The sequence below is a fragment of the Pseudomonas sp. IPO3749 genome (assembly GCF_013386605.1).
In the GTDB taxonomy this organism is placed as follows: Bacteria; Pseudomonadota; Gammaproteobacteria; order Pseudomonadales; family Pseudomonadaceae; genus Aquipseudomonas; species Aquipseudomonas azotoformans_A.
Map to the genome: position 1 here is coordinate 1 of NZ_JACARN010000104.1, position 9,435 is coordinate 9,435.

The window sequence follows — 9,435 nt, forward strand, 5'->3', positions numbered from 1 at the left end:
CCCTTAAATGCGAAGAGCCACATAAAGAGCATAATATATAGAGTCGCCATGAGCGCAACTCATTACCAGTTGGAACGGTGCAATTTTCATCTCAACCGCAGATGATGCGGCAAGTCGCGCAAGCGGCTCCGCCTTCATTTTTGTCTGCAGTCTGAGCGTAAAATCCGGGTTGCCTGTTAATAGTTCTAATGCAAAACGATCAGCTGCTACTTCATCAGCAGATTTCGAATTTTTAGCCTGTTCTTCGAAGTCGTCATCGACAATTGCGCTATTAGCCCCGAGATGGCCTAGTGCGATATGTCCAATTTCATGGCTAAGTGAAAGAGAAGGAAGCCGCTTTTCCGTACATTCGACAAAACAATGGAAGGACGTCCGTTAATGGACATGGCAATTCCGTCCATTTTTTTCTTGGCAAGCAGTGGCGAGGCTAAATGCAGAACGGGGATGCCATAAGCCCAGCAAAGGTCGATAAGCTCAGCAGCCCCACCCACTTCGCGCCGGTAGCGAGAATATGATCCCTGATAGCTGAAGCGCTTTCATTGGGCTGAGTGAAATCCCTCTCCAAAGCACCAATAGCTATGCGCGACGCACTTCGAGCTAACGCAACAGCCAATTCCACATCATTTTCTGAAGTCTTAGCAGATAGCTTGAACCGCTTTTCCCCAGGTAGATCGAATTCTACACGTGGAGGATTTTCACTGAATGCGCGGACTTGAAGGTTTAGCGCTTTCGCAAGATAGATTTTCGCTCGCTGAGCGCCACCCGGCGTCGTCTCCACCTCATCAGACCACCATTCAGGCATGATGCTAGACAGATGTTTTTTTCGACATTCCGTGAGTGTTTAGGACGGAGCAGATGCTTTGAATGTTAGTCATGATCCCTCCTCCTATGAGCGGATGTGTACATGCTGTTAGACGGCGAAGGGCTGTGAAAGTCACCCGAAGCTAGCAAATGATAGCATTTTTTACGATTATCCACAGACAGCAAAGCCGATTGACATCAAAATCTTGTCCTCGCCCAGCACCGCAGACAGGGCAAATCGCAGTCCACCGGCCGACGCACTCCCTTGGCAGCTCCTGACCAAACGTTCCCGAAGGCGCGCCCCATGATAGAATATTTGTGGTTCGCCAAGCATCATGGGCAGCGAAGCTTTTCATCCGGTCCTAGCCAAGCTATAAAGCTGCCGCGATTTGTATTCAAGGGAATGCAAGCATTTGCAGGGTTATCAAGGATGTATATCTACAAAAATGGTTCAGGTACCGCCGAACATTGAGGTTCGAGCAAAGGAACAGCGCGGAAATGAGGCAGCGGCCTATCTACAGAACGTAGTGAACACTCATGCGGAGGATGGTTGGGAGTTTTATCGAATCGATACTATTGGTGTCTCGGTCAAGCCTGGGTGCTTCGATGCGTTGCTGGGTAAGAAAGATGTCTTGAGCCAATACTATGTCATTTCGTTGCGCAAGCCGCGGTGATTAAGGGATTCGCCATCGCTGCAATTCGCTGGTATCAGCGAGTCGCACCAGCCCGATTGCGAGACGCATGCCGGTTCGAACCGACCTGCTCTAACTACGCGATCAAGGCCATCGAAAAGCATGGCGTTGCGAATGGCTGCCTTGAAGCAGCCGGACGCATCTGCAGGTGCCAGTATCCAAATGGCGGGCAGGATCTCCCGTGATCTCGCGCATGACTGGGATAGCAAACCACATCACTGCGGGAGAGCTCCCACCACTGCGGGCATGAGCTTTAATCATCGACGCCAAACTCAAGAGACAGGACAAGCTCTCTAGTATCTGAGTCGGTTCGCAAGCGGGTAGCCGCAGCCTGATCGCGCCCCTGCTGCATAAGCAGATCAACCTCATAGAAACACGCGACAACCTGCTCCTTGGTCAAATCAGGGAGCGTCGTCCGGCGTTTGAGAGTGTTCACTATTTTGCGTGCGCAAAGCTGAGCAGCTTCTCGCTCATGCGACCGGAAAGCCAAGTCGCGGAAAACCCAGGTGCTGATCCAGCCGCTTGATAACGCCCACAGCATCAAACGCTGGTAGGTCGACCACGCCATACGTGTATGGCCGCTCAAATACCGCCGCAGAATCCGACCATCTTCTTCTTTGAATCCGTAAACTCCCAACTTCGTCAGCTGCAGCTCAAGCGAAACCCGCGACATCCCAGACTTGCGCAGAATTGCTGAGAAGAGGTACTCAAGCAGATCTACAGGAGCACGAACAACAAAATTTCTCCGGCCCGTTTCTTCATGACGTTTCAGTTCACGAAAAACAAGCTGGAAGGCTTCATCCGGGTCGGCATCTAAATCAGGAATGTGTGACTGCATGGGGTCATTCTTTGGCTTATTCGCGCATATGTCAAAAAGGTGTCCTAGTAAATCCGTAGTCGCATGGAGAAAGCTGGAGGCATTCCATAGCAGCCGAGCGACAGCCACGATGAGCATCGATTACGAAACCATTCAAAAGATTCAGAAGCTAACAGATGACGTACTGATCGGCGTCGCCGAGGTCGCTGCATTGACCGGCTTCAGTGCTCTGACAGTTCGTCAGCGCAAACTTCCCGGTCTTGAGCCCGTTCCTGGCCTCTCACGTTTGCGATGGCGGTTGGGTGATCTCAGGCAGTGGATGCGTACCGGCGCAATCACATCGGCGCCTCTCCTCACGCAAGCATCGACCGGAGGACCACATAAAGTCGGGCGCCCTACCAAGAAGGCGCAGGTGGAGGCTCGGAAATGAGTGAGCTGGAATTATCGGTTGATGCCGCCACCGGGCAGGAACCACAGGACCAATTGAAATCCAACACCTATTGGTTTCACATTTTCCAGGCCATGGTGGATCACGAACTCGCAAAGCTGGGTCCGTATGCATTCGCGGTTTACTGTGTGATCAAATCCCACTGCGATCTCAGAACAGGACTGTCTATTCCCTCAATCCCCACCATCGCTCGCAAAGCTGGGATCAGTCCGCGCCAGGCTATGCGCGAGATCAAAACGCTTGAAACCCGAGGCTACATCAGCAGAACGCGGTCCCGTAAACATAACGAATATAGGCTCACGGAAAAAATCGCGATTAGCGACTCGCAAGGCAGACCCAGAGGCCAAGCACAGTGGGAGTACCGCCCGGCCCAGATCAAAAGCACGGTTGAGGAGCTGAAACGTATGCTCTTCAACAGGGAGGCAGTCGGCCAAGGTATTCACATCGAAAACCTACAGATCATCGGGAACCAGACCAACATTGGCTTCCAGATCAGCCAAACTGACTTGGACCATTTGGCCGAGAGCAATCCGGACATCTACACCAAGCTGCTGTCTATCCGGAACTCGATCCGGGAGCGTAAGGCGACCAAAACATGAGTTATACACAGGACCGCCAGTCACGTGACAGGGTGGCATACATGCGCTCACTTCAGGTGACTGTGTGACATGTGTAACCTGATTTGAGGTGACACAGAGTCACTCATACAAGAAGAGAGAAAACCATATCAGTTGGAACGCAATTACTGCTCGCGACCCGACAAGATCTAGGAACGCGGCAAGCCATGATAACGATCAGCAGGAGGTCTCAACGATGATCCAACCATCAGATGCTCATAGACTGGAAATCGCCCAGGACCTCTTGGGTTGTTTGATAGCGCTCCGTTCCGAGTCGATTTTCTACGAGCGGAAGAAAGCCCAACCGAATGTTGAAATCATCAGCCAGTGGAAAGCAGAGCGAAACACCCTCTTCGACCTGACCCGCAGTTTGAACTGTAACGACCGGGATACCATCGAGAATGTCATCGCGACCTATGGCCCCTCTGCCAGAGCTCTGTTTGATCAGGAAGGTAGTCTGAGCAGCTAGCCCTGCGCACCGGCTTTACGCGAGGAGCGTATCGTTAGCACGTTCCGCTTTGACTAACGTGCGCTAAGCTATCCGGGATGCCGCCCTAGAGCTAAATCGGACGGCGTGGAGCATCCGGCAGGTTTGACTCGGGAATGAGCTCAGGTATCAGCTTGAGCTTACCCGAATAGACCATGAGGGTTCCGCACCTGGTAAACGGCTTACCCCCGTTTATCGCTTCTACAGATTTCCGTCGCAGTGCAAGCGACCACATTTTCTTCATCCAGCTTTCACTCATAGCGTTTACTCCAGATATGGATAACGTACCCAGATTTGCCTACCGAATGCCTCCCTCAGCATCACCAGATCTACCTTTCCCTGTGCTCCCAGATGTTTTTATCTTCTTTGCCCGAGTGATCCAGGCACAGTCACCAACGGCAAATGCGCGCACTTCACAATACCGATACCATCACAGCCAACACCCTGCTTTGTACAGCGTCGTGTTGCGGTGTTTTCTGAAAATTACCGCGCTCACTTCGCAAAATATTTTGATGATCAATTTTGTCAGGCCGATGGCGTCTGATTCTTGTGTTTATCGAGTCATTGGACGATTCCCCTGCCCCCTCCCCAACGATGCTTTTATTCATTAAGGACCAAGAAATCCAGCACCTACGTACAGACAACTTTTCTGGCCAAAATCGTCCACTACGGCTGCAACCATTTGGTGGATAAGAACTGGGACAGGGTAGGGTTTGTACTCCCGCCATGAATGGCGTACTTACAAGCGGCACGCTGCAGTCGTTTCACTTCTTTGCTTTGCCTACCGTACCTGCTCAGGGCAAGCCCCGAGACCCCACTGAAACCAATGACCGCAGAATTTGGCGGAACCCGATGCAACGGCTAGCTCACAACTCAGTAGATATACCGTACAGCGCAAGAATCTCATGATCCGTCAGCCCCTGCTCCCGCTGCGTCAGTCCTCGGTACGAAATGAGCGCCTCATGTTCGACGGTTTGCTGTTCAAGCAACCGCACTAAAAGCAGTAGCTCTCCCTGCGCTTCAAGTGCCTGAAGTCGTTCGGGGGAATTAAACGCCCAGCGATCAAGAATCCGCCAGCCGCATGCATGATACGAAGTGGATCGGCGGACAGACTCAGTGGTCTTAGCCCCCAGGACGCCCGAGGCGATTCTCAACGGCATGTAATCAATGAGCATGTGCAGGTTCTTTTTTCTGTAGGCAATTGATCATTCGAGTGTTCTGCGCAATGGACGATGATCGGAAGCCACCTTTGCGCCTCAGCTCTCGAATGTGGGCATGCGAAAACCCCAGAGCCGATAAAGTGGCAACGTCATCAGAAACCAGCGCTTGATTCGCCAAACGCATGGTGGCATTGGCCAGCTTCAGTTGAACGATATCTACCTGCCAACCATTGCCAGCCGTTAAGTCGGTCATCGAGCTACTCCGAATGGGTAAGTGAAGGGCCATCAGCCGGTTAGATGCCGAAGACTGCGCGCAGCCGTGCCTCCGTACTGGTTACGTCCGCCGCCTTAAGCGCTAGGCTGAACGTCGGGATAGCCAGATCGCTGGTCAACAGCTCCAGTCGATAACTGCTTTTACCGCCCGCAAGAATCCGCCAGGACCTAATCTCATCCAAACGGAAGAGATGGCCGTTTTGACCTAATGGGTAGGCTAGCAACCTGTTCGATTGCAGATCGAGACCCACGTAGGCATCGTTGATTTTGGCGAACACCTCCACCTCGGGATGGAACCCGTCAGCCTGATAGCCAGCGACTATTCTCCTTAGCTTTTGGGCATAGCTCTGGTTGATTCGCGAGAATAGCCATATACCTCCGATGAAGTAGAGGATCAAGACCCAGAACAGCCACCGAAGGGCTGGATCTTCGCCACTCGTGAATCCTAGAAAGAATGGCAGGTTGAAGCCAGAAAAAACCATCATAACAAGTAAAAGCGCGCCTACCGGCAGACACCCGACAGCCCATGCCACCCGAAGTAACTCCCAGACCAGTCTCATGCAGCCTCCGACTCAACTGAACCAAAACAAAATAACTGAAAATCAGATATCTGAAAAGCAGTTATAGCTTGATCAGCCGAACCTTGCACGGACACGGCTATGACCAAAGCTATTTATCGACGTGAGCACGTGATCTTTCTGCAGGTGCTGAGGCGCATGCGGGTTGCATCAGGCATGACCCAGGCACAATGCTCTACTGCGTTAGCGAGGCCGCAATCGTTCATAAGTGATGTGGAGAGAGGGGTTAGACGGCTGGATATGGTTCAGCTTCGTGATTTGTGTCATGTCCTGGATAGTGACCTAATCAGCTTTACCAAATCCTTCGAGCAAGCTCTTAGCTGTGGGAATGCGGAGACCATTCGGACGACTACGGCAAAGGAGCGCCATTGAGCGACGATCATTATCAGGCACCGATACAATTCACGATTAATCGTTACTAGGAACTACGGGCCATGGAGAGCTGTATCGTCGGTATCAGACGCAACGAGGGTTCGCTACCAAAGCTAAAAGAGACACCGAGCATCTGGTTCCTTCTCTAGCCACCTTGGCTGCCGTACTGTCGGACCGAGACATACGCTGGCCAGCTTCACCGGTCGTCCCCCAGCAACAAGGGTGAGTGTGCAATCCATTTCCGCGACCGGGCGATCTCCACGGCCTCTTTGAGGATTCTGCTTCCTTCGTTTTCTTGCCCAGCATCCGTTGCAGCTCACAGATCTACTTGAGCGCATCACTCAGCTCGGAGGGAGGCACCACGGCTTCGCCAGCACTGCCGGCCGACAGGCCGCCTTTCCTGATACAGCTTGCGCCACAGGAACAGCTGGTTGGCATTGATACCGTTGCGCCGGGCCACCACCGAAACGTTTTGCCTGGCTCAAGAGTCTCACGAACCATGGCCAGTTTTTGCTCTGGGCTCCAGCGGCGGCGCCGCTCCTGACCCAAAAGCTCACCACTTTTATCGTTGCTATTAGTAATAAACATAACCGTTTGCCTATCCCTTATCGTAAGTGTCGGCCCCAGCGCCTCTAGAAGGGGGCCCAGGACCTGCAAATTAATCTGAGGCGCTTGCCCGCCGCGCGTATCAAAATGACTGGGAGACTTTTGCGGGTATGTCAGGTTCACCGGCGCGGAGGTATTCCGCGCGGTCACCCGCGCGCACGTGCTGGCCTGGCGCGCCCAGCTGGAAACCCGGGGCCTGGCCGGTGCCACTATCCGACGAAAACTCGCTGCGCTGGCCAGCCTGTTTGATCATCTTTTGGAAAGCAACGCTGTCGCTGGCGGCAACCCTGTGCACGGCGTCAAGCGGCCCCGTGTTGAATCCAATGAGGGCAAGACGCCGGCACTGGATGATGACCAGGCCAAGCTATTGCTATCGTGCCGGATGGCTGGACGTTGAAGGGGATTCGGGACCGCGCCATTTTGGCTGTGCTTTCTTACCACGGCCTACGCCGTGAAGAGGCCGCGCAGCTGATGACAGGTGACCTGCAGGACCGTCGAGGCATAAAGCACCTGCAAGTGAGAGGAAAGGGTGGTAAGACCCGCTATTTGCCATTGCACCCGGTCGCGGCCGAGCGGATCTACGCATACCATGAACGCGACAGCAACGGGCAGCCGGGCAATGGCCCGCTGTTCCGCTCGATACGCGGTAGCACCACCGGCGCCGGCATCAGCGCGAACGGAATCTACTCAGTCATAGCGCAGTGGGCTCGGGCGGCGGACATCCACGTCGACGGCCTTGGCATGCACGGGCTTAGGGCCACGGCCGCGACCAACGCCGTGGAGCATGATGTCGATATCGCCAAGGTCCAAGAGTGGCTGGGCCACGCCAATATCAGCACCACCCGGCTGTATGATCGGCGTGGGCAGCGCCCCGAGGACTCACCCACGTATAAGGTAAAATACTGAGTTAGGAAGCTGCCGCCTCCGGCGGCCAGGGGTGACCCTTGGACGGTGAAATAAAACCAAGGGCTCCGCCCTTGTTATCTGGCTGGTGTCGACCAGAGCTGGGGGAGCGCGGGGTGGCGAAGCCACTCCACTACCAAACGAAGACTGGCGGCACTGTGCGCGGTGAAGCCGAATACGGCCTGAAAAGTCGGCCTTGCGGACGCGGTACCCTCCGCTACACGGCGGGGGCCCCGCCATCAGCTTGACCACCCTACGATGAAAAGCACCTATAGCGTGATAACGCTCTTACACGCAGTTACCTGTCACATTTTCCACAGGCGCACTGAACACCTGACAAGTTCTCAAGAGACTCTTGCTCTGCTCCATAATCAGGACGTTTTTCTCCAATATTTCGGGAGTTCAAAGCAGTTGTGCTATCTGCAAGAATCCTCGCCCGTCTTCTGAAATTGAATATTGGTGATACCAAGTTGGTTTGCAACTTCAACGATAACTGCGTAAGTATCAGGCCAGACGGTTTGTTCAGCTTTCGTCGCCGCGCCTGATTGGAGCAAGGCGTAGCAAACGGCGGCATATCGGGTCATGTTATCTATCGACAGCTTCGTTATAATACATTTGCCGTTACAATTATAACTAAGAATAAAGCTCACCAGACATCCTCCTTTATAAATGCGAACGCTGTTTTGAGAGCGACGTTAGAATAGGGTGAAGGGGGGTTTTATTATGTAATTCGTATTTTATTTCGGCTACCAAATTTGCTATATCTCGACTAGTATTGAGAGAATTGATATCAATTATTGCTATCAAAAGCTCAGTACAGTTGTCTACAAGTGAAATTATTTGAATGCTAAGCGCGGGAGATCCTGTGCCGGCCAGCGTGCATTTACATCGGATTGGCAAAAACGTGCATTCGATTAAATGGCGCATTTCTAAAATCGACAAGCCATAAAGCGGCATGTTGAAATTCCTTATATTTATAATTGCATGCAGATATATATAAAATTCATGCTTTTATTCTAGTTGATAGACCACCTAAATAAAAGTCTGACTAACCTGCTGTTTCTAGGGCAGAAACTCCTTTTACTGCCGATTGGCACTATAAAGCCATCATCCCGCTCGTCGGCATATTCCAAGATTTTTAGAATTAATAGCCCACCCCAGTCTCATATTTCTCAAGGCATATCGCCTTTGCAAAATTTTCGACACGAGGAGAAAATCATGGCTAATACTGGAAATTCGAATCCTGGTAATTTCGCAAACGATCCCGAAAAAGCCTCTGAAGCAGGTAAAAAAGGTGGCGAGCATAGGCACGGCAGCGGAGGAAATACATCAGGTTCTGGCGGAAACTTTGCCAATGATCCGGAAAAAGCGTCAGAAGCAGGCAAAAAAGGCGGCGAGCATAGCCACGGCGGCGAGAAAAACTCCTAACGCAACCGGGGGGAGCTAAGGCTCCCCTTTTAAGGAGGAAAACCAATGGCCTTCATATCTGCTACTTGGCGAATTTTTTGCTTAATTGTACTTCTGAGCGTTACGACATTTGCCCTAGCTGAGCATCCTGCTAGCTTTGTCTCATCGGCAACAACAAAAGGAATTGCTGAAATTGAGAACAGCAAGTTAGCCTTGGAGAAGAGCAATTCGTCCGACATAAAATTATTTGCTCGCCTAAGGATGGTCTGAAGTA

At 52.3% G+C, this 9,435-nt stretch carries 14 protein-coding genes and 3 pseudogenes; 9 read left to right on the plus strand and 8 right to left on the minus strand.

Features of this window, described 5'->3' with window-relative positions; genetic code table 11:
- Positions 1–3 precede the first annotated feature (3 nt).
- Positions 4–309 (minus strand): annotated as a pseudogene (locus HX812_RS32540) (hypothetical protein); the annotation flags it as partial.
- Positions 310–427: 118 nt separating this feature from the next.
- Positions 428–802, minus strand: coding sequence for a hypothetical protein (locus HX812_RS29640; RefSeq protein WP_038843987.1), 375 nt, complete (start codon positions 800–802; stop codon positions 428–430).
- Between the two features lie 445 nt (positions 803–1,247).
- Here HX812_RS29640 and HX812_RS29645 point away from each other — a divergent pair, with 445 nt between their 5' ends.
- Positions 1,248–1,475: a hypothetical protein gene (locus HX812_RS29645; protein WP_038843989.1), complete on the plus strand. Its 228-nt coding sequence runs from the start codon at positions 1,248–1,250 to the stop codon at positions 1,473–1,475.
- The gene (gene yidD, locus HX812_RS29650) at positions 1,472–1,678 is read left to right on the plus strand and encodes a membrane protein insertion efficiency factor YidD (protein WP_080642359.1); all 207 of its coding nucleotides are present in this window, start codon (positions 1,472–1,474) and stop codon (positions 1,676–1,678) included. Before HX812_RS29645 ends, yidD begins: the two co-directional genes overlap by 4 nt.
- A gap of 68 nt (positions 1,679–1,746) precedes the next feature.
- Here yidD and HX812_RS29655 read toward each other — a convergent pair whose 3' ends face one another.
- Positions 1,747–2,331 carry a hypothetical protein gene (locus HX812_RS29655; protein ID WP_038844007.1) on the minus strand — a complete coding sequence of 195 codons (585 nt, stop codon included), beginning with the start codon at positions 2,329–2,331 and terminating at the stop codon, positions 1,747–1,749.
- A 109-nt stretch (positions 2,332–2,440) separates the two neighbouring features.
- Here HX812_RS29655 and HX812_RS29660 point away from each other — a divergent pair, with 109 nt between their 5' ends.
- The 3 genes from HX812_RS29660 to HX812_RS29670 all read left to right on the plus strand — a co-directional run bounded on the left by HX812_RS29660 (position 2,441) and on the right by HX812_RS29670 (position 3,844).
- A complete protein-coding gene (locus tag HX812_RS29660; protein ID WP_038843991.1) occupies positions 2,441–2,740 on the plus strand; it encodes an AlpA family transcriptional regulator in 300 nt (99 codons plus the stop codon).
- Positions 2,737–3,357: a helix-turn-helix domain-containing protein gene (locus HX812_RS29665; protein WP_038843992.1), complete on the plus strand. Its 621-nt coding sequence runs from the start codon at positions 2,737–2,739 to the stop codon at positions 3,355–3,357. Before HX812_RS29660 ends, HX812_RS29665 begins: the two co-directional genes overlap by 4 nt.
- Before the next feature lie 214 nt (positions 3,358–3,571).
- Positions 3,572–3,844, plus strand: a complete 273-nt coding sequence (locus HX812_RS29670; protein ID WP_038843994.1) for a hypothetical protein — start codon at positions 3,572–3,574, stop codon at positions 3,842–3,844.
- Positions 3,845–4,728: 884 nt separating this feature from the next.
- Here the strand turns inward: HX812_RS29670 and HX812_RS29675 are convergent.
- The 3 genes from HX812_RS29675 to HX812_RS29685 are packed head-to-tail and all read right to left on the minus strand — an operon-like array spanning position 4,729 to position 5,855.
- A complete protein-coding gene (locus HX812_RS29675) occupies positions 4,729–5,037 on the minus strand; it encodes a hypothetical protein (protein ID WP_038843997.1) in 309 nt (102 codons plus the stop codon).
- On the minus strand, positions 5,027–5,275 hold the full coding sequence (locus HX812_RS29680; RefSeq protein WP_080642360.1) for a hypothetical protein: 249 nt from the start codon (positions 5,273–5,275) through the stop codon (positions 5,027–5,029). Before HX812_RS29680 ends, HX812_RS29675 begins: the two co-directional genes overlap by 11 nt.
- A gap of 40 nt (positions 5,276–5,315) precedes the next feature.
- On the minus strand, positions 5,316–5,855 hold the full coding sequence (locus HX812_RS29685) for a hypothetical protein (RefSeq protein ID WP_038843998.1): 540 nt from the start codon (positions 5,853–5,855) through the stop codon (positions 5,316–5,318).
- A 99-nt stretch (positions 5,856–5,954) separates the two neighbouring features.
- Between HX812_RS29685 and HX812_RS29690 the strand changes: the two genes are divergently transcribed.
- Entirely contained in the window at positions 5,955–6,245 is a 291-nt protein-coding gene (locus HX812_RS29690; RefSeq protein WP_038844000.1) for a helix-turn-helix transcriptional regulator, read from the plus strand.
- A 173-nt stretch (positions 6,246–6,418) separates the two neighbouring features.
- On the opposite strand, the pseudogene HX812_RS29695 reads toward HX812_RS29690, so the two are convergent.
- A pseudogene (locus HX812_RS29695) lies at positions 6,419–6,833 on the minus strand (transposase); the annotation flags it as partial.
- Between the two features lie 89 nt (positions 6,834–6,922).
- On the opposite strand from HX812_RS29695, the pseudogene HX812_RS29700 reads away from it, so the two are divergent.
- Positions 6,923–7,757, plus strand: a pseudogene (locus tag HX812_RS29700) (tyrosine-type recombinase/integrase); the annotation flags it as partial.
- 660 nt (positions 7,758–8,417) lie between these two features.
- Here HX812_RS29700 and HX812_RS32545 read toward each other — a convergent pair.
- Positions 8,418–8,711, minus strand: a complete 294-nt coding sequence (locus HX812_RS32545; protein WP_080642362.1) for a DUF1652 domain-containing protein — start codon at positions 8,709–8,711, stop codon at positions 8,418–8,420.
- A gap of 261 nt (positions 8,712–8,972) precedes the next feature.
- On the opposite strand from HX812_RS32545, the gene HX812_RS29710 reads away from it, so the two are divergent.
- Together HX812_RS29710 and HX812_RS29715 are read left to right on the plus strand one after the other, a co-directional pair.
- Positions 8,973–9,182, plus strand: coding sequence for a general stress protein (locus tag HX812_RS29710; RefSeq protein WP_080642363.1), 210 nt, complete (start codon positions 8,973–8,975; stop codon positions 9,180–9,182).
- Positions 9,183–9,227: 45 nt separating this feature from the next.
- Positions 9,228–9,431 carry a DUF4142 domain-containing protein gene (locus HX812_RS29715; RefSeq protein ID WP_038844005.1) on the plus strand — a complete coding sequence of 68 codons (204 nt, stop codon included), beginning with the start codon at positions 9,228–9,230 and terminating at the stop codon, positions 9,429–9,431.
- The last annotated feature ends 4 nt before the right edge of the window (positions 9,432–9,435 follow it).

What these genes read in the sequence shown, in the direction of transcription:
- HX812_RS29645 (WP_038843989.1), top strand. Translation starts at nt 1,248, where the DNA reads ATGGTTCAGGTACCGCCGAACATTGAGGTTCGAGCAAAGGAACAGCGC.
- HX812_RS29670 (WP_038843994.1), top strand. Translation starts at nt 3,572, where the DNA reads ATGATCCAACCATCAGATGCTCATAGACTGGAAATCGCCCAGGACCTC.
- HX812_RS29655 (WP_038844007.1), bottom strand. Translation starts at nt 2,331, where the DNA reads ATGCAGTCACACATTCCTGATTTAGATGCCGACCCGGATGAAGCCTTC.
- HX812_RS29680 (WP_080642360.1), bottom strand. Translation starts at nt 5,275, where the DNA reads ATGACCGACTTAACGGCTGGCAATGGTTGGCAGGTAGATATCGTTCAA.
- HX812_RS29715 (WP_038844005.1), top strand. Translation starts at nt 9,228, where the DNA reads ATGGCCTTCATATCTGCTACTTGGCGAATTTTTTGCTTAATTGTACTT.
- HX812_RS29710 (WP_080642363.1), top strand. Translation starts at nt 8,973, where the DNA reads ATGGCTAATACTGGAAATTCGAATCCTGGTAATTTCGCAAACGATCCC.
- HX812_RS29690 (WP_038844000.1), top strand. Translation starts at nt 5,955, where the DNA reads ATGACCAAAGCTATTTATCGACGTGAGCACGTGATCTTTCTGCAGGTG.
- HX812_RS29665 (WP_038843992.1), top strand. Translation starts at nt 2,737, where the DNA reads ATGAGTGAGCTGGAATTATCGGTTGATGCCGCCACCGGGCAGGAACCA.
- HX812_RS29640 (WP_038843987.1), bottom strand. Translation starts at nt 802, where the DNA reads ATGCCTGAATGGTGGTCTGATGAGGTGGAGACGACGCCGGGTGGCGCT.
- HX812_RS29675 (WP_038843997.1), bottom strand. Translation starts at nt 5,037, where the DNA reads ATGCTCATTGATTACATGCCGTTGAGAATCGCCTCGGGCGTCCTGGGG.
- HX812_RS29685 (WP_038843998.1), bottom strand. Translation starts at nt 5,855, where the DNA reads ATGAGACTGGTCTGGGAGTTACTTCGGGTGGCATGGGCTGTCGGGTGT.
- HX812_RS32545 (WP_080642362.1), bottom strand. Translation starts at nt 8,711, where the DNA reads ATGCCGCTTTATGGCTTGTCGATTTTAGAAATGCGCCATTTAATCGAA.
- HX812_RS29660 (WP_038843991.1), top strand. Translation starts at nt 2,441, where the DNA reads ATGAGCATCGATTACGAAACCATTCAAAAGATTCAGAAGCTAACAGAT.